Origin of the sequence: Robertmurraya phoenicis (genome assembly GCF_047302285.1) — a bacterium.
Lineage (GTDB): Bacteria > Bacillota > Bacilli > Bacillales > Cytobacillaceae > Robertmurraya.
Genome location: NZ_CP154845.1, coordinates 2,426,709 through 2,445,455 on the forward strand (window position 1 = coordinate 2,426,709; position 18,747 = coordinate 2,445,455).

The 18,747-nt window shown below is 38.4% G+C and carries 20 protein-coding genes, 1 pseudogene and 2 riboswitches; of the genes and pseudogenes, 11 read left to right on the forward strand and 10 right to left on the reverse strand.

Annotated elements, in window-relative coordinates:
• Nucleotides 1-117: 117 nt before the first annotated feature.
• From manA to AA0X71_RS12035, 7 genes and pseudogenes are all read right to left on the reverse strand, one after another.
• A complete protein-coding gene (manA, locus tag AA0X71_RS12005) occupies nt 118-1,068 on the reverse strand; it encodes a mannose-6-phosphate isomerase, class I (protein WP_413362571.1) in 951 nt (316 codons plus the stop codon).
• A gap of 14 nt (nt 1,069-1,082) precedes the next feature.
• Nucleotides 1,083-1,947, reverse strand: a pseudogene (locus AA0X71_RS12010) (ROK family protein).
• Between the two features lie 25 nt (nt 1,948-1,972).
• Nucleotides 1,973-2,677 (reverse strand): GntR family transcriptional regulator, encoded by a 705-nt coding sequence (locus tag AA0X71_RS12015; RefSeq protein WP_413355555.1) that lies wholly within the window; start codon nt 2,675-2,677, stop codon nt 1,973-1,975.
• Between the two features lie 204 nt (nt 2,678-2,881).
• Nucleotides 2,882-4,276, reverse strand: coding sequence for a glycoside hydrolase family 1 protein (locus AA0X71_RS12020; protein ID WP_413362573.1), 1,395 nt, complete (start codon nt 4,274-4,276; stop codon nt 2,882-2,884).
• A gap of 129 nt (nt 4,277-4,405) precedes the next feature.
• Nucleotides 4,406-5,698, reverse strand: coding sequence for a PTS cellobiose transporter subunit IIC (gene celB / locus AA0X71_RS12025; protein WP_413355556.1), 1,293 nt, complete (start codon nt 5,696-5,698; stop codon nt 4,406-4,408).
• A gap of 15 nt (nt 5,699-5,713) precedes the next feature.
• Entirely contained in the window at nt 5,714-5,998 is a 285-nt protein-coding gene (locus AA0X71_RS12030) for a PTS lactose/cellobiose transporter subunit IIA (RefSeq protein WP_413362575.1), read from the reverse strand.
• Between the two features lie 61 nt (nt 5,999-6,059).
• A complete protein-coding gene (locus tag AA0X71_RS12035; RefSeq protein ID WP_413355557.1) occupies nt 6,060-6,362 on the reverse strand; it encodes a PTS sugar transporter subunit IIB in 303 nt (100 codons plus the stop codon).
• A 413-nt stretch (nt 6,363-6,775) separates the two neighbouring features.
• On the opposite strand from AA0X71_RS12035, the gene AA0X71_RS12040 reads away from it, so the two are divergent.
• Together AA0X71_RS12040 and ald are read left to right on the forward strand one after the other, a co-directional pair.
• Nucleotides 6,776-8,029: a PucR family transcriptional regulator gene (locus AA0X71_RS12040; protein WP_413355558.1), complete on the forward strand. Its 1,254-nt coding sequence runs from the start codon at nt 6,776-6,778 to the stop codon at nt 8,027-8,029.
• A 117-nt stretch (nt 8,030-8,146) separates the two neighbouring features.
• The gene (ald, locus tag AA0X71_RS12045) at nt 8,147-9,277 is read left to right on the forward strand and encodes an alanine dehydrogenase (protein ID WP_413355559.1); all 1,131 of its coding nucleotides are present in this window, start codon (nt 8,147-8,149) and stop codon (nt 9,275-9,277) included.
• A gap of 112 nt (nt 9,278-9,389) precedes the next feature.
• Here the strand turns inward: ald and AA0X71_RS12050 are convergent, their stop codons facing one another.
• Nucleotides 9,390-9,605, reverse strand: coding sequence for a hypothetical protein (locus AA0X71_RS12050; RefSeq protein WP_413355560.1), 216 nt, complete (start codon nt 9,603-9,605; stop codon nt 9,390-9,392).
• A 233-nt stretch (nt 9,606-9,838) separates the two neighbouring features.
• Nucleotides 9,839-9,950: riboswitch (TPP riboswitch) on the forward strand.
• Between the two features lie 93 nt (nt 9,951-10,043).
• Nucleotides 10,044-10,132: riboswitch (TPP riboswitch) on the forward strand.
• A gap of 95 nt (nt 10,133-10,227) precedes the next feature.
• Between AA0X71_RS12050 and tenA the strand changes: the two genes are divergently transcribed.
• The 9 genes from tenA to AA0X71_RS12095 all read left to right on the forward strand — a co-directional run bounded on the left by tenA (nt 10,228) and on the right by AA0X71_RS12095 (nt 17,651).
• Entirely contained in the window at nt 10,228-10,917 is a 690-nt protein-coding gene (tenA, locus tag AA0X71_RS12055) for a thiaminase II (protein ID WP_413355561.1), read from the forward strand.
• Between the two features lie 14 nt (nt 10,918-10,931).
• On the forward strand, nt 10,932-11,654 hold the full coding sequence (locus AA0X71_RS12060; RefSeq protein ID WP_413355562.1) for an ABC transporter ATP-binding protein: 723 nt from the start codon (nt 10,932-10,934) through the stop codon (nt 11,652-11,654).
• A 1-nt stretch (nt 11,655) separates the two neighbouring features.
• Nucleotides 11,656-12,414, forward strand: a complete 759-nt coding sequence (locus AA0X71_RS12065) for an ABC transporter permease (protein WP_413355563.1) — start codon at nt 11,656-11,658, stop codon at nt 12,412-12,414.
• 18 nt (nt 12,415-12,432) lie between these two features.
• Nucleotides 12,433-13,422, forward strand: a complete 990-nt coding sequence (locus AA0X71_RS12070; protein ID WP_413355564.1) for an ABC transporter substrate-binding protein — start codon at nt 12,433-12,435, stop codon at nt 13,420-13,422.
• A 15-nt stretch (nt 13,423-13,437) separates the two neighbouring features.
• Nucleotides 13,438-13,959: an energy coupling factor transporter S component ThiW gene (gene thiW / locus AA0X71_RS12075; RefSeq protein WP_413355565.1), complete on the forward strand. Its 522-nt coding sequence runs from the start codon at nt 13,438-13,440 to the stop codon at nt 13,957-13,959.
• Nucleotides 13,928-14,728: a bifunctional hydroxymethylpyrimidine kinase/phosphomethylpyrimidine kinase gene (thiD, locus tag AA0X71_RS12080; RefSeq protein ID WP_413355566.1), complete on the forward strand. Its 801-nt coding sequence runs from the start codon at nt 13,928-13,930 to the stop codon at nt 14,726-14,728. The genes thiW and thiD overlap by 32 nt, the downstream gene beginning before the upstream one ends.
• Nucleotides 14,729-14,745: 17 nt before the next feature.
• On the forward strand, nt 14,746-15,546 hold the full coding sequence (gene thiM / locus AA0X71_RS12085) for a hydroxyethylthiazole kinase (protein WP_413355567.1): 801 nt from the start codon (nt 14,746-14,748) through the stop codon (nt 15,544-15,546).
• Complete coding sequence (thiE, locus tag AA0X71_RS12090) at nt 15,543-16,157, forward strand: thiamine phosphate synthase (protein WP_413355568.1); 615 nt, start codon at nt 15,543-15,545, stop codon at nt 16,155-16,157. Before thiM ends, thiE begins: the two co-directional genes overlap by 4 nt.
• Before the next feature lie 126 nt (nt 16,158-16,283).
• Nucleotides 16,284-17,651, forward strand: coding sequence for an MATE family efflux transporter (locus AA0X71_RS12095; protein WP_413362577.1), 1,368 nt, complete (start codon nt 16,284-16,286; stop codon nt 17,649-17,651).
• Nucleotides 17,652-17,746: 95 nt separating this feature from the next.
• On the opposite strand, the gene AA0X71_RS12100 is transcribed toward AA0X71_RS12095, so the two are convergent.
• Together AA0X71_RS12100 and AA0X71_RS12105 are read right to left on the reverse strand one after the other, a co-directional pair.
• Complete coding sequence (locus tag AA0X71_RS12100) at nt 17,747-18,004, reverse strand: hypothetical protein (protein ID WP_413355569.1); 258 nt, start codon at nt 18,002-18,004, stop codon at nt 17,747-17,749.
• A 190-nt stretch (nt 18,005-18,194) separates the two neighbouring features.
• Nucleotides 18,195-18,521, reverse strand: a complete 327-nt coding sequence (locus AA0X71_RS12105; RefSeq protein WP_413355570.1) for an antibiotic biosynthesis monooxygenase family protein — start codon at nt 18,519-18,521, stop codon at nt 18,195-18,197.
• Nucleotides 18,522-18,747 lie beyond the last annotated feature (226 nt).

Genomic DNA, 18,747 nt, shown 5'->3' on the forward strand with positions numbered 1-18,747 from the left:
AGACGTAGATAGACTAATTATAAGAGTTATCCACAAAGGCGAAATCCATAATTTTCTAACCAACAAGTGTAGACAAAATAAGACGGTAGACAAACTGGTCCACCGTCTTCTTTGTTCTTAAGGGTGAGAAACCATCAGTTCGCAGTTTCCTGAAACTTCAAATTCAGCCATTCCAACTGGGACGATGAAATGAGTTCCTTTCGTTAATAGATATGTTTCTCCGTTATGGTGAAACGAACCTTCCCCTTTTAACACACTTATGAGTAAATATTGGTTAACTGGTGCAGAGAATGGAGCTTTACCATTCACATCCCATTTGTACACAGAGAAAAATTCAGAATTTACAAAGGTTGTAATCGTTGCGTCTCCCTTTGTTTCAACAGTTGGTGTGCTTTTGACAGCTTCGTGAGGAACGGTTGTAACTTCGATAGCTTTTTCTAAGTGTAGTTCACGAAGATTCCCTTGATCGTCACGACGATCATAATCATATACTCGGTAAGTCGTATCAGAGCTTTGTTGTGTCTCTAATACAAGTGTCCCCTCGCATAATGCGTGAATCGTCCCACTCGGTACATAGAAGAAATCACCTGGCTTAATTTTGACGCGACGAAGCAAATCATTCCAACTACCTTCGTTCACCATTTGCTGGAGCTCTTCTTTCGTTTGAGCGTTATGACCAAAGATCATGTCAGCTCCCTCTTTACAATCTATGATATACCAGCATTCGGTTTTCCCTAGCTCCCCATTTTCATTCACCAAGGCGTAAGCATCATCTGGATGTACTTGAACAGACAAATCCATATTCGCATCCAAGATTTTCGTTAATAGCGGAAAGACCTCGTCTGTCGGATTACCAAATAGCTCTGGATACTCTTTCCAAAGGCTGTTCAATGTTTGCCCCGCATATGGACCATTTTCAATCACAGAGGGCCCGTTCGGATGAGCAGAAATTGCCCAGCATTCTCCTGTTTTATCCGTTGGAATGTCGTATCCATACTCTTTATTTAAAGCAGTACCGCCCCAAATTCTTTCTTTAAAAACAGGTTGTAAAAATAATGGTTGCAAAATTTTTTCCTCCCTAATTAATCTTGTTGAAGTGCTTCATAAGCAAGTAGTAGTGAGCCCGTAATTCCAGCATCATCTCCTAATCCAGGAGAAACGATGTAATCGGTTAATTCAGGTAAATCAACATAATGGTTCATGAGCTCTGTTAAGTGTTTATAAATAAAAGGAAATACCTGCTTTTGCTTCATGACTCCCCCACCAAGAATAATCTTCTTCGGAGAGATGATCAAAATGTATTGCATGAGAGCTTGAGCAATATAATAGCCTTCTAACTCCCAAACTTCAGAACGCTCTGAAAGATCAATTCCTTTTTCGCCCCATCGCGCTTCAATACCCGGACCCGCTGCTAAACCTTCTAAGCAATCCTTATGATATGGACATGTTCCGTCATATGAATCATTCGGATGCCTTCGAACAAAGGTATGTCCCATTTCAGGATGGGATAAGCCTTGCAACAGTTTTCCTTGTACTAATGCACCAGCACCGATCCCTGTTCCTACAGTTATATAGAGACAGCTATCTAATCCCTTTGCAGCGCCAAGAGTTGCTTCACCTAAAGCGGCCGCATTCACATCAGTATTAAAACCAATTGGAACCGAAAATGCGTCCTTCATCGTTTGGATAAACGGATAATCCTTCCAAGCCGTTTTTGGCGTAGAGGTAATGTATCCGTAGGTTGGGCTTTCCTTATTTACATCAATCGGACCAAAGGAGCCAATCCCAATGGCGTCCACTTCATATTTTTGAAAGAATGCTATGACTTCCTTCATTGTTTTTTCAGGTATAGTAGTAGGGATTCTGAATTCGCTCTATGATTGTCCCTTTCTCATCTCCAACAGCACATACAAATTTTGTTCCGCCAGCTTCAATTGCCCCTAGCATAGTCCATTCCTCCAATGCAATGTTTCTAGTTGATGGTCGTTACCTCAAATTTATCGTATCGATGGCGTGAAAAAGAATATTCAAATGGTACCCCATTATTGAGAAAACCTACATGCTCCACTTCTAAAATCGGGTCATATGGTAAGCACGCTAAATATTGATGGTCAAGTTCCTCTGATTTACATGCTCTTATTTTTCGATGAGATCCTGCGATCGTAAGACCTAAAGTCTCACGAATGTATTCATAAATTGATCCAAATAGCGTTTCATCCGTAATTCCTGGAATTAACGTCGTAGGCATATATGTTTTTTCCATGACATATGGTTCATCATCAACTAATCTCAGACGGATTAAAAAGTAGACAGGGGTCTTTAGATCAATTGCTAAGTGTTCAGCAACTTCCTGAGAAGGAAACTGTACATCAAATTTTATGACCTGACTTGTCACTTTTTTTCCTTTAAGTAGCCTCGATAATCCTAGATTTTCGTTTGATCCGACGTTGACAACATTCTGAGATATGGCAGATTGAATAATAAATGTGCCATGGCCTCTTTTTCGATATAGTAGGCCTTCTTTCACTAATATATCCAACGCCCGCTTCATCGTCATACGGCTACATTGAAACTCTTTTGCTAAAGTAATTTCATCTGGTATAGGTTGATCAATGGGATAAAACTGATGTCTAATTCTTTTTCTCATCACCGAAGAAATAGTTTCGTATTTTGGCATGAACGGTCTCCACCCTATTAACAAATTCTTTTTCTATAGGTTGATTGCACATAGATGTCGTTCTAACGCCTTACACAAGCGCTGTCTTCTATATCATACATCAACTTAAAGAAAATGACTGTTAGTTTTTGATTTTTTCGATGCTATCGTGCAAGAATTCACAAACATATATTTTGAAAAAAAAGATGGTCTAAGCGACCATCTTTAAAATCCGTTATGTTCAGAAACGGTTTTAAACCATTGTCCGCTCTTTTTAATCGTTCTTTCACCGTCTTTGTTTAAATTCACAGAAACGAATCCATAACGATTTTTATAAGCGTTTGTCCAAGACCAGTTGTCCATAAACGTCCATAAATGATAGCCCTTAACGTTCGCTCCCTCTTCCAAGGCTTTATGAACCCATTTTAAATGGTCTTGAATAAATTCAATCCGATAATCGTCTTGAATAATACCATTTTGATCACGGAACTTCTCTTCACCTTCAACGCCCATTCCATTTTCTGAAATTAAACATTCAATGTTTCCATAATTCTCACGAAGGTTTGTTAGGATATCATATACACCCTTTTCGTAGATTTCCCATCCACGGTGAGGATTCATTTTACGACCAGGCATGACATAGTTATCAAAGAAATGTTCAGGCATAAATGGAGCATCTGGATTCGGTAGATTTTCCTTTGCCTTTACTCTTCTCGGTTGATAGTAGTTAACACCAAGAATATCGACGGTGTTTTCTTTAATGATCTCTAAATCACTAGCTTCCATTTCTGGTACAAATCCTTCTTTCTTTAGAATTTGTACTAATTCCTGAGGGAATTCCCCTTTGACAGATGGATCTAGGAAAGAGCGATTAAAGAATGCATCAGCGAGTAGTGCTGCCTTCAAATCAGCAGGATTTTGACTTCTTGGATATGAAGGTGTCAAGTTCAGGATGATCCCAATTTTTCCTTCTTGTTTTAATTCTTTATAAACTTGAATTGCCTTTGCACTAGCAAGGATCGAATGGAATGCGACTTGAACAGCTTTCCCAAAATCAACTTCATTAGGATAGTGGAAATCGTATAAATATCCGCCTTCTACCGGTACGATAGGCTCATTATGGGTAAACCAATATTTCACCCGATCACCAAAGAGTTCAAAACATGTTTGTGCATATTTTACGTAAGCATTAACGGTTTCACGATTCGTCCATCCACCAATCTTTTGAAGTTCCCAAGGCATGTCAAAGTGGAAAAGGTTAACGAATGGTTCAATCCCTTGAGCAATCATTTCATTGATGACATTGTTGTAAAATTCAACAGCCTTAGGATTCACTTCACCTTTACCACCAGGAATTAAGCGAGCCCATTGAATCGACATACGGAACGAATTGTGTCCGGTTTCCTTCATTAAGCGAATATCCTCTTTATATTTATAATAAAATTGAGATGTTTTATCAGGACCTACCCCATCAAAGAAGCGAGTGGGCTCAATTTCATACCAGTAATCCCAAATATTTTTCCCTTTGCCATCGACTTCTGCTGCACCTTCTGTTTGAGGTCCAGATGCTGCAGATCCCCACCAAAATCCTTCTGGGAAGTGATATTTAATCTCATTCATGCTAGTCATCTTTGTAGTCTCCTTTACCTGCATAGTTTACATTTGTGAAAAAAAAGGCAGAGTCTTACGGGGATGCTAAAGAATCATTGCATTTGCCGTTTAAACACCTGCCCCTTTTAGTTTTCAAGCTTATGCTGCTTTTTCTGCTTCTTTTTCTTTGATTAAATTCGTTTTGTCTAAGGTCTTTAAGAATGGGAACCAAATGAGTCCGACAATAGCCATGTTAACTAACTGTAAAAGGCCACCAGCTATAGAGTTTGTTGCCATGATCCCATTGATAAAGAACGGAACTGTCCAAGGTACAGCTACACCTGTTGGTGGTGGAACTAATCCAGTTGACATGGCGAAGTAAGAAACAAGAGTTGCGACCATTGGTGCGATAATCCAAGGTAAGATAATAATTGGGTTCATTACGATTGGTAAACCAAAGATAACAGGTTCGTTAACATTGAATAGACCAGGACCAACAGCAAGTTTCCCTACTTGCTTTAATTGTCTACTCTTCATAAAGGCAAGCATTGCGAATACAACGACTAGCGTCATACCAGTACCACCCATACCAACTGTGTAAATCTCGATAAATGGTTTAGAAATGATATGTGGTACAGCTTGACCAGCTGTATAAGCTTCTAAGTTTTCAATCATTAATGTGTTCCAAATTGGATCCATAACGGAGTTGATGATAACTTGTCCATGTAATCCAAAGAACCAAAGGATTTGGATAAAGAATACAGCGATTAACGTTGGGATAATTCCGCTACCCAATCCTACTAATGGCGCTTGAATCACGTTATAAATAACATCATGTAAGTTTGTATTAAATAATTGTGTTACAAGGATGTTGATACCTAAGAAAATAGTTAACGTAATAAGTGCAGGGATAAGTGCTGCGAATGATTTTGCTACCGCTGGTGGAACACCAGGAGGCATTTTAATTGTAATATTCTTTTGAACAACTCGACGATAAATTTCAGTTGCAAGGAATGCTGTAATCATTCCGAGGAACATTCCTTTTGCACCTAAACGGTCAAGTGGAATTACACCTGATACAACTTCTCCACCTTCAAGTGTAACGATAAATGGAGTTAATAGTAAGAATGATACGAGTGAAATAGCTCCACCAAAAATAGCTTCTACATCATAACTTTTTGATAAATAATACCCTATACCAAAAACAACAAAGACTGACATAATCCCCATTGTGGCAGAGGAAGCGATTCCAAACATGTCCTTAAAGTTCGCTAGAGCACCATCACTCATGAGTTTGTCTAAAAATGGTAGATTTGTTAAAACAACAAAGATTGAACCAAAAATTGTTAATGGGAACGCTAACATAAAGGCGTCACGTAGTACTGATAAAAAGCGATTGTTATTTAGTTTCCCAGCGATTGGAATCAGGTATTTACTTAATTTTTCAAACATCGCCGTTTCCTCCTCTTAAATATTTTTTTGTTTGAACAGGTCCAGTAATTCTTTCACTAGTTCTTTCATTGATAAAGTTGACATCAAATGGTCTTCCGCATGCATTAATAACAATGCAAATTCCACTTTTTCACCTGATGCTTCTTGTTGTACCATTTTAAAATGAATTTGATGGGCAACCTTTAAATCTTCTTCAGCTTGAACGAGAAGTTGATCCGCTTCCTCTACTCTTCCTTCTTTATATTCACGAAGAGCTTGAATTACTTTACTTCTAGCGTTTCCACTATGAAGGATCAGCATAAAGTTGATTTGTTCACCTGTAAGTTCTTCTATATTGATGTTTTCCACGACTATCCCTCCATTACATTAAAGAAAGTGCTTGCTCATAAGCTTTTTTACCATCTGCCATTCCGTAAGCCATCATATCGATAACATCTACTTTAATGCCATATTGCTCTGCTTCCTTTTGGAATTCACCTTTTAGGAAACTCATTTGCGGTCCAATTAAAACAACATCAGCATTGGCCATTTCTTTCTTTGCTTGATCTTGTCCAACAGCCCAAATTTTTGCTTCTTCACCAATCGATGCAGCATGCTGTTCCATTTTGGTAACTAAAAGACTTGTTGACATTCCTGAGCTACAAGCTAATAAAATTCTTTTCATCTGAATCAGTCTCCTTTTATATAAATTAGATTTAAAAAGCGTTTTCATAAATCGCTTACAAAAATTATTATATACTTATTTTTTTAAATGTCTATACTTTTATTATTAAAAATCTATTCTTTTATCAAACGCTTCCATAAAACCCTTACATATCAATAGTTTGGCATTATAAAATTATTTTAAACTAGTAATAATTGTTGTTAAAATAACGGCAATCCTTTCGTGTAATAACAAAAAAGACCGATTATCATTTCAGCGATAATCGGTCTTTTTGCTATAGAACATAGCTCTTTTAGTAATCAATATACAATATTTGTGCCATGATAAGTGAAAAATTCGACACTTTATATACAAGCCCCCAAAACGTAAGATATGATTATACATATTCCAGATATATAAGGAGAACGAACGCAATGGATTCATATCGTAAAAATGACAATCCGTTTAAAGGTAGTTTTAAGACGTTGGAAAGCTTAGTGGACCGAATAAGTGATGTATTTCATTGCCCTGTTACGATTGAGGATGCTAATCATCGCCTTCTTGCATACAGCAAGCATAGTGAAGAAACCGACCAAGCGAGAATTCAGACGATTATTGGACGCAGAGTCCCTGAAAAGGTCATCAATAGCTTATGGAAAAATAATATTTTACCGAAAATTAATCGTACAGACGCTCCTGTACGGATTCCCCATATTGAAGAAGTTGGACTCGGGGATCGAATCGCGATTGCCATTCATAAAAACCATGATGTACTTGGCTATATTTGGGCATTAGAGGTCGAAAGAAAATTTACAGATGAGGATTTCAACCTTTTTAAACAAGCGGCTCTAGCAGTGAAAAATCAGTTATTGCAAATAAAAGGTCAGCAAAATGAAACAGATGAAGGAATGAAAGATTTCTTTTGGCAACTCCTGACGGGCAATATTCATTCTAAAAAGGAAGTTCGAGATAAATTTGCAGAATTTCATATTTTGCCTCCCTCCCTCTTTTCTGTCGTTGTTTTGCAATTTCACGAATCCATTACAAGAGAAAATCAACAACAAATTTCCTATCTTCTCTTGACGACACAACAATTGAAAATCATTTTTCATGTCCTAGATGAAAAAGAAGTTATTTTACTAACGGCTCCATACAAGGATGAATTTTCTGAACTTCATTTAACGACGTTTATTGAAGAATTTATTTATCATATGAAGAAACGATTCAATATTGAATCCATTATTGGAGGATGTGGAACGATTTTTGAAGACTACATGGAAGTGGAACGGAGCTATCAGGAAGCCCTTACTGTCCTTCAATGTAAGAAACGGTTCCCTGAAGAAGCAGAGCGATTATTAAGTTATCAACGTCTAGGAATTTATCGCTATTTAGATATCATTTTGGAAAAAAATCGGTTGGAAAAATATGAAAACCATTCATTAACAAAGCTTAAACAATATGATTTAGAGCATCATACTCAACTCTTTCAGACATTGGAGACTTATTTGAATTTGGATAGTAATATGAATGAAGCAGCGAAAGCATTACATATACATTTAAATACTTTAAATTATCGATTAAAACGAATCGCTGAAATCGGGGAAATTAATTTGCGTGATGCCTATCAAAAAATCGCATTATTCATCGATTTAAAGCTCGAGCAACTTCAGGAAAAGGAGCATTTGTGAAATTTCACAAATGAGCCGATTCCTTTTTTATTTTCTCGACAATGTCAAAATATTTACAAAAAATTTATAATTGAATTAGATTTTAAGATAAGCAATCTTTATAAGGAGGAAATAGAAATGATTATCGGAGTACCAAAGGAAATTAAAAATAATGAAAACCGTGTAGCTATGACGCCTGCTGGTGTTGTCGCACTTGCAAAAGCAGGACATCGTGTGTTAGTAGAAACAGAAGCTGGTGTCGGTAGTGGTTTCACTGATAAAGCTTATATCGAAGCTGGTGCAGAAATCGTTTCAACTCCTGCAGAAAGCTGGGCTGCTGAAATGGTCATGAAAGTGAAAGAGCCTCTTCCATCAGAGTATGACTTTTTCCGTCCAGGTTTGGTACTTTTCACATATTTACATTTAGCTGCTGAGCCAAAATTAGCAAAAGCATTAGTCGACAAAGGTGTTACGGCGATTGCCTATGAAACAGTAGAAGTTAACCGCACATTGCCATTACTAACACCAATGAGTGAAGTAGCTGGGCGTATGTCTGCACAAATCGGAGCACAATTTTTAGAAAAAACCAATGGTGGTCAAGGAATTCTACTTTCTGGTATTCCAGGAGTGAAACGCGGTAAAGTAACAATTATTGGTGGTGGTGTTGTTGGAACCAATGCAGCCAAGCTTGCGATTGGTTTAGGAGCCGATGTTACGATTATTGACTTAAGTCCAGAGCGTCTTCGTCAGCTTGATGACCAATTTGGAAACGATATTCAAACATTAATGTCAAATCCACTTAATATTGCTCACGCTGTTCGTGAATCTGATTTAGTGATTGGGGCTGTATTGATTCCAGGAGCGAAAGCACCAAAATTAGTGACAGAAGAAATGATCGAATCGATGAAACCAGGTTCCGTTGTTGTTGACGTTGCGATCGACCAAGGTGGAATCTTCGAAACAGTAGACCGTATCACGACTCATGATGAGCCGACTTACTTGAAGCATGGGGTTGTTCATTATGCCGTTGCCAACATGCCTGGAGCTGTTCCAAGAACATCTACGATTGGATTAACCAATGTAACTGTCCCTTACGCTCTTCAAATTGCAGGAAAAGGCGTTCTCAAAGCTGTAGCTGAAAATCATGCCTTAAAGGCTGGTGTCAATGTGGCGGCTGGTGCCATTACTTATGAAGCAGTGGCAATAGATTTAGGCTATAATTATGTAGAAGTTGATGTAGCTTTAAAAAAAGTACTTGAAGCCATTTAAGTGTCATAAAAAAATGAGGCGCCAAAAACGAAAAATCATTTTTGGCGCCATATTTTAGCCCCGTTCGATAATCATGTATAAATCGTTTTTCTGTCAGAAAGAAAAAACCAATCTAATCAATTACTCTTGCAACAGGATCCCCACATTTTTTACAATCACCATGTAATACAACCTGTTCATCGATTTCCTTCACAGTATAATTGATAATCTGCACAACATCTAAGCAAGTAGCACAAAATACATTTCTTTCAAGTTTCGCACGCATTTCCTTCGGGATTGACAGCCATTTTTTATGGGCAGAGAAGGAAATTGGAGAATCATTACTCATCTCTTCACCACTTTCTACTATAACTAACTCAACTTTATTATAATCATTCTACTAATTCAACTTTAATTCTATCAGGGTCCTCAAAATAAACTGCATAATGGTTAGGCCCTCCTGCATAGGGATGCTTATCTTGATATAGAATGTTAACACCTCTATCTTTTAACTTTATCATCTGAAAAACTTTTATACTTGAATGCCATATTAAACCATGATACTATGATTATAAACTTATATATAAGCACTAGGGGAGTCCTTTCATATGAAAGACTGAGATTGAACAAAAGTTCTAAACCCTTTGAACCTGATTCAGTTAGAACTGACGTAGGGAAGTGGATATGGTTGCTCATTTAGAGACTCAGCCTCCACTTTTGTGGGGGCTTTTTGTATATAAATATAGCAAAATCGTTCTTTTTTGAAGGATTTAAACCGAATATTTTCATTTTCTACTAGGGGCGCCTTATGGCTGAGACGTACCCTTTGAACCTGATCTAGCTCGTACTAGCGTAGGGAAGTAGGTATTGGTATATTTTTTCATGCCCTTACCGCTTTCCTATATCAGGAAAGCGGTTTTTATTTGTATTCGAGTCTCATCAACTTTCACCTAACAGAGGAGGAATATAAAGTGGAAAATATCAAAACTGAAAAATTCACAGATCGACTGTTTAAAAACGTACAACCGATTTGGGAAAAAAATCATCAACATCCCTTTGTGCAACAATTAGGAAATGGAACACTTCCTCGCGAAAAATTTGTTCATTACATGAAGCAAGATTATGTTTATTTAATTGACTATGCAAAGCTCTTTGCTGCTGCTGTTACGAAATCACGTGACTTAGAAACAATGGATAGATTTGCGCAAATTTTACATGAAACGCTTCATTTTGAGATGGATCTTCATCGTCAGTACGCAGCCGAGTTTGGCATCACGCCCGAGGAGTTAGAAGCTACTAAGCCTACTCCGATCAATCTCGCTTACACTCGTTATATGCTAAATGTAGCTCAAAACGGTACGTTAGCAGAAGTTGTATCTTGTCTTTTACCGTGTGCATGGGATTACTGGGAAATTGGCAAACTGTTACGGAAACAATATGGCGACAGCATCTCCACGAACCCTTATGCAAAATGGATTGATACATACGATTCTCAAAACTTTGGCGAAGGAGCAAAATGGTTGATTAGACTCATGGATGAGCTAGCAGATGGACTTCCGGAACGGGAACTTGCTGTACTAGAAGAACACTTCCAAATCACATCCAAATATGAATATCTATTCTGGGACATGAACTATTTTGAACAGGATTGGCCCATTTAAACGAGGACAAGAATATGACACTTTTACTTAAAAATGTTTCTTATACATTTACAAAAGAAAAAAATCCAGTCATTTCAGAACTGAACTTCACCGTTCAACAAGGTGAATTTGTCTCTTTGATTGGGAAAAGCGGCACAGGAAAAAGTACCATCCTCAAGCTAATAACGGGTTTACTAAAACCTAATGAGGGTGAAATTACGATTGATAAACAACCCATTTCTCTTGGAGACGTTGGGTATATGCCTCAAAAGGACTTACTCCTTCCGTGGAGAACGATCATTGATAATATCATGATTGGAGCCGAAATTCAAAAGGATTTAAAACTGTCAAAAGAGGATGCTCGTTCATGGTTAAAAAAAGTTGGATTGGAAGATTACGAACAAGCATTTCCCCATCAACTATCTGGTGGAATGAGACAGCGTGTCGCCTTCTTACGTGCAATGTTAACAGGAAAAGAGGTGCTCCTGTTAGATGAGCCTTTTGGTGCACTAGATTCGATAACAAAAAAAGAAATGCAAGCATGGCTTCTTTCCATTTGGCAAGAACTTGATAAAACGATCGTCTTTATTACGCACGATCTAGAGGAAGCTTGCTATCTATCTGATCGAATCATTTTATTAAAAGACAATAAAACAATCGAAGGAATCACCGTTCCCTTTCCAAGACCACGCCATCAAGAGATCGTTCATTCACAAACCTTTGTGGAGCTACGAAAAGAATTGGAGAAAAAGATCTAACATGAAGAAATTTTTAAAACAATACAGTTTATTTATCGTCTTTCTTATTTTCGTCTTGGTCTTGGTAGAATATTTGGTTCGCTCTAAACTCGTACCGGCTTTTATTATTCCAGCGCCAACGAGTGTCGTTACACATATTGTTGAACATTGGCGACCTCTTATTTTTGAACATTTAGGAGCGACAATGGTTGAGTTTGCGATTGGTTTTCTAATAGCTGTGACTGGTGGAGTCGGTCTTGCCATGAGTATGTTTTTCTCAAAAACGATTGAAAAAATGCTTTACCCTGCTGTCGTGATTTCACAAATGATTCCCATTATCGCCCTCTCTCCGATCTTTGTTTTGTGGTTTGGATACACGATTTGGAGCAAAGTGGCAGTGACCGTTCTTATGTCTTTCTTCCCTATCGTGGTTGCCACATACGATGGCTTAAAATCAGGCGATAAAGACTATATCGAATTGTTACGTTCAATGGGTGCAACAAAGCGGCAAATTTTTACGAAATTAAATATCCCAATGGCTCTTCCTTCCTTTTTCTCCGGTTTGAAAATTGCCATTGTTTATTCCCTTGTTGGAGCCACCATTGGTGAATGGCTTGGAGCAAGTGTCGGTCTTGGGTACTATAGTCGACGGATGTCTGGTGATTTGAACGCGAATGGTGTATTTGCGGCGATTGTCATTTTAACGGTTGTCGGGATTATCCTGTTTGCCCTTACATCACTAATAGAAAAAAGAGTATTACGCTGGAAAAATACAAATTAAGTTGTGGAGTGGAAATCAATGAAAAAATTAATCATCCTTAGCTTTATGATCATCTTGACTTTACTTGTCGGATGCTCGAACACAGATTCTGATAACCGTGAACTTGAAGAAATCAGTATTATGCTAGATTGGTATCCAAACGCTGTTCACTCAGCGATCTATATGGCCGAAGAAAAAGGTTATTTTGAAGAGGAAGGCTTAAAGGTGAAGGTTGAAATGCCCGCTGATACAAATGATCCACTTAAGCTTGCTGCGACTGGAAAAGTAGATTTAGCGATCAGTTATCAAACGCAACTTTTAATGTCGAGAGCTGAAGACATTCCCGTTGTTTCGATTGCATCCCTTGTTCGTCATTCATTAGATGGAATTATGTATTTAAAAGACAATGGCATTGAATCGCCGAAGGATTTAGTAGGGAAAAATGTTGGCTATCCCTCATCCTCTGTCAGTGAAGCGGTCTTAAAAACAATGGTCGAACATGATGGTGGAGATGCTAGCGAAGTGAAATTAACGGACGTTGGTTGGGATCTTATGCCCTCTTTAGCGACAAAAAACGTTGATGCATTAGTAGGAGCATACGTGAACCATGAGCTTGTTCTCCTTGAAAAGGAAGGCTATGACGTCGACATGTTTCCATTAACAGAGTACGGGGTACCTGATAATTATGAACTGATCCTTGTAACTGGTGAAGATACATTTGAAAAGAAAGAAGAAGCATTTACAAAGTTTTGGAGAGCCCTTACAAAAGGACAAGAAGACGTTCAAAACAATCCAGCTGAAGGATTGGAAGTATTATTTAACAATGAAAATGAAAGCTTCCCTCTTGATCAGGATGTAGAAACTGAAAGCCTAAACGTTTTACTACCATTAATGGATGACGGTACACTTCCATTTGGTTATCAGGAGGAGGATGTTTGGCAAGACGTCGCTAATTGGCTTTATGACACAGGTGTTTTAAAAGAAAAGGTAGATCCAAGTAGTGCTTTTATGAACATCGTTTCCAAGTAGAGAGGATGAAAACCTATGACGAAAACAAATAAAATGACGTTAACAGCATTGATTGCAGCGATTACAACGATATCGAGCAGTATGATTTACATCCCTGTTGGCTTTGCAAAAATCTTTCCAATTCAGCATTTTGCCAATGTTTTATCAGCTGTTCTACTTGGACCATGGTACGCGGTTCTACAAGCATTTATCTCCTCTTCCCTACGCAACATGCTTGGGACAGGAAGTATCTTTGCTTTTCCTGGGAGTATGATTGGAGCTTTGCTTGCTGCCTTTTTATACCAAAAAACTAAAAAGCTTTCATTCGCTGCCTTTGGGGAAGTATTTGGAACAGGAATCATCGGGGCCATGGCGACATACCCGATCGCCGTCCTCTTCTTAGGTCAGGAAGCCACTCTTTTCGGCCTTGTCCCTGCATTTGCGATTAGCTCGATTACAGGAGCGTTAATGGGATATGGACTACTTAAAATATTGGTACGTAATAACGCACTTGGAGGAATGATTCATGAAAACAGCTCTAACAATCGCAGGATCTGATTCTGGAGGAGGCGCCGGAATTCAAGCGGATTTAAAAGCTTTTTCGGCAAATGGCGTATTCGGAATGTCTGTCATCACTGCCGTAACTGCTCAAAATACAATCGAAGTTCGCTCCGTCCAAAATATTGACAACGCGATCATCCGTGACCAAATTGAAGCAGTCTTTGATGATATTCCCGTCGATGCCGTTAAAATCGGGATGCTCTCTTCACCTGCTACAGTTGAAACGGTAGCTCAATCTTTAATAAAATATCAACCAACCTATATCGTCTTAGACCCGGTGATGGTCTCAAAAGGCGGGCATCATCTCTTACAAAAAGAAGCGATTCAATCGTTAAAGGATTTCATAATTCCGTTAGCGACGATCATCACACCGAATATTCCAGAAGCAGAAGTGTTAGTTGATAGAAAAATAGAAACAGAAGACGATATGCTCTCTGCATGTAAAATTTTAATAGAACTTGGGGCAAACCAGGTTTTACTTAAAGGTGGCCATTTAAACGGAAATCCGAATGATCTATTTTTTGACGGTGAACATTTTCATTGGCTCTATGGTGAAAGAGTTGAAACGAAAAATACTCATGGTACAGGTTGCACCCTATCATCAGCGATTGCAGCGAATTTAGCGAAAGGTCATTCGATGTTTGAAGCGGTGAAATTGGCGAAGCAGTACATTACGATTGCCATTCAACATAGTCTGGAGTTAGGCAACGGACACGGGCCAACTCATCACTTTTACGAGCTTTACAAGAAGGCAAATCTTATCTAAAACGGATGGTGAAAAACATGAAACAGACGATTAAAGAATTATTTACACAGGTAAAAGAAGCGCAACCTCTTGTCCACCATTTAACGAATACGGTTACGATCAATGACTGTGCCAATGTGACACTAGCCATTGGTGGCTCTCCTGTAATGGCAACAAGTATTGAGGAAGTTGCAGATATGGTTCAGCTTGCTCAAGCGCTTGTTGTTAATTTTGGAACGATCGATGATGCGATGTACGAAGCGATGATAATGGCTGGTCAAGCAGCCAATCAAAAAGGCATCCCTGTTGTGTTCGATCCGGTTGGCGTCGGAGCTACTCCATTTCGCAATGAGCGTGCGAAAGACTTTTTAGATAAAGTGAATATTTCTATTGTTCGAGGAAATGCGTCAGAAGTATTTGCCCTCATTGGCGGTGACGTACAAACACGTGGTGTCGATGCTGGTGATGTCTCGATTTCTAGTAGAGAACTAGCGTTAGAGGCTGCTCGAAAACTCGATGCGATTACCGTCATTAGTGGAAAAGTCGATTATATCTCGAACGGTACCGATGTCATCGGCATTGACAATGGTGACATTTTACTAACGAAAATTACAGGAACCGGTTGTACGACAGCTTCCCTTATCGCTGCTTTTGCTGGTGTAAGCGATGATTGGTTTGCTGCCTCTGTTGCGGGTATGTCAACGATGAGCCTCGCAGGAGAATTGGCGAAAAATCTTCTGCAAGTTCATGAGGGGATCGGTACATATCGGATCAAATTATTAGATCAAATTTTCTTAATGGACGGAGACAAATGGGAGGAAGGTGTACGTTTCGTATGATAGAAAACCTAAAACTCTATCTTGTAACAGAGGAATCAATTCCACTTCCCGAACTTTTAACCATCGTCGAAGAAGCGATTATAGGCGGTGTAACAGCCGTTCAACTTCGGGAGAAAACGAACTCTGGCAAACTATTTTTCGAAAAAGCGGTGCAGCTAAAAGAATTAACTTCACGCTATGGTGTCCCTCTTTATATAAACGATCGGGTTGATATTGCCCTGGCATCTGGGGCGAATGGTATTCATGTTGGACAAGAGGATCTCCCTCTCGCGCACATTAAACGAATCGTTCCCCCTACTGTCAGCATCGGTGTATCAGCTGGCACGGTCGAAGAAGCGATTGCCGCTGAGAAAGATGGCGCAGATTATATTGGGGTTGGGGCTGTATTTCCAACTGCCTCAAAAGATAATGCGAAGGTTTTGCCAGAAGGAGAACTAGAGAAGATTATCCAAGCTGTGTCCATTCCGGTGGTGGCAATTGGAGGGATTAAGCTAAATAATTTGGAGCGATTAAAAGACTTGTCTATTGCTGGTGTAGCGATTGTATCTGAAATTATGAAAGCCGAATCTCCTCGGGATGCAGCTTCCCTTTTACGTGCAAAATTGAATTAATGATTTGAACGGAATCTCGTATCAAAACGTAGATTCCGTTTTTTCAAATTTCTCCTTTACATTTCTGAAAATAGGATTAGAATAGATGAGTATTTCAGTTTCAGAAGTTCAAAAGGAGAACATAACATCGTGGAAGAAACCAATAAATATAAAGAACAGACACTGTTTCAAATAACATGGCCACTTTTTATCGAAATCGCGTTACATATGAGTATGGGAATTATCGCCACCTTCATGCTTGGTCATTACTCTGATGACGCAGCAGCAGGTGTCGGAGTCGCCAACCAACTTCTTAACATCTTTATTTTAGTGTTTAACGTTACATCGATTGGTGCGACGATCTTAATTGGACAAAAGCTTGGAGCAGGGAAACTTGCGGAAGCGAAACAAATGGCTCGTTCTGCCTTTGGAATGAACTTTTGGTTTGGATTAATTATGGCGCTGATTGTCTTTATGTTTGGAGAACATTTTTTAAAGCTCTTTGATGTACAAGGAAAAATTTACGATTATGGACTCATTTTTATCCAAATTTGTGGTTTATCCTTATTCTTTGAATCTCTTGCTCTTGCACTTAGTGCTGTGCTACGAAGCTATGGATATACGAAGGAATCAATGATCGTGACCATCTTCATGAATATCATTAGTATCGGTGGGAATATTCTTGCCCTCTCAGGTCTTTTTGGACTCCCGATTACAGGCGTAGTTGGTGTATCATGGGCAATCGTGGCAGCTAGAGTAATTGCGGTGCTCATTTTAGTCTATTTGGTCTATAAAAGGCTTTCCATTTCGATTAACATTCGTGATATCTTTAAAATTGATCATGCTGATTTTTTCGGGCTCCTTCGCATCGGTCTTCCTTCTGCTGGAGAAAACTTATCCTATCAATTTTCGCAGTTGCTGATTACCGGGATTGTCGCCTCTCTTGGAGCTGCTGCTTTAACAGCGCGAGTATATATCGTAAATATTTCCATGCTTTGCTTTTTATTTACGATGGCAATTGGAATGGGAACACAGATTTTAGTGTCAAGATATATTGGTGGAAAAGAGTATGACAAAGCCCTTCGCCGTGGCTTAAAGACATTAAAAATTGCTACCTTTGCTTCTTTTATTGTCTCCTTGGTGATTGCCTTAATTGGTTCCCCAATTTTAGGAATCTTTACAGACGATCCGATGATTCTAGCCGTTGGAATCCCAGTACTTTGGGCGATTGTGTTCATTGAACCAGGAAGAGCGATGAATATTGTCCTGATGAATTCGTTAAAATCAGCAGGTGATGTCCGCTTTCCAATGATTACGGGAATTATTTTCATGTGGGGAGTCGCTGTCGTCTTTAGTTATGTATTTGGCATTCATTTAGGATTAGGCTTACTTGGAGTGTGGATCGCCCAAGGAATGGACGAATGGATTCGAGGAATTCTCGCCCTCAAGCGCTGGAAAAGCCGCCCTTGGGAAAGAAAGGCACGGATTAAAGAACTGCAGGTTAATAAGAGATAGAAATTTACACATCCAAGGGTAGAATGACAGGAATGAGATCTGTTAATATCTACCCTTTTTTTATCTTTCTAATTCGATATATTCTCATAATGGTTTCAACTTATGCTCTTCTCTTCTCTCCTCCATACAAACATACATTGAGCAGAATAAGGTTCACCGTTAACTAAGTTCGTTTCTCTTCCTAAAACCAAATATTCGTTGCCATTATTTCGTTCAGTAATGGAAACAGCTTCAAAACTTTTCTTTGCTTGATCCATTTGTTGCAAAACACTATGTAGGTCATAGTCAAAGAAGTATGGGTCAGTTTTTTTAATCTTAGAATGAGCCCAATATCCTACAAAATCTTTAGACATAAATTTCTAATTCCATCAGCGTTTTTGCTAATAAAACCTTCATTCCACGCCTTAAAATAGTCATTTAATATCTAGTTAATTACATTCAACCTTCATTCTCCTTCTTATTAAAAGTAACCATTTAATGGAATGCTTCATGGTTAACTGAAATGAAATTATTTTAGTGGAAATTAAGACTTTTCAATACGAATTACATTTCAAACGAATAATCTCTTTCAACTTTACAAACTCGAACTTTATAATTTTTATACCATTCTTTTCTACCTTTTTCTTGAGCTACTTTATGTATAGAATGTTCTTTCCAAATCTTAATGTCATCTAGAGTTTGCCAATATGAAACCGTAATACCTAACTCATTATCTCTTGCGCTTTCAATTCCTAAAAATCCTGGTTGCTTTGCAGCCAACTCTTCCATTGTTTCTGCCATTTTTCCATATCCATTGTCACCATCTGTTCTTTCTGAAGTAAATATGACCGCATAATATGGTAGTTGTGGTGTTTTCTTATTACCGTTCATTTATTAATTCACATCCCATTTAGTTATGAAAATGATAAGTTATTAATCTGTACTGTTTATTCTTTACTTTCTAGGGAGAACTCCATTCGTAATTTTATGTAATCTTTTATTTAACAAACTTACAAACAGATATAGTGTTATTATAGCCACTGTAAACTGAATGATTTATTTTAGCATTACATTTGGTGCATACGATGCCATCCAATTCCCACCGTAGTATATACAA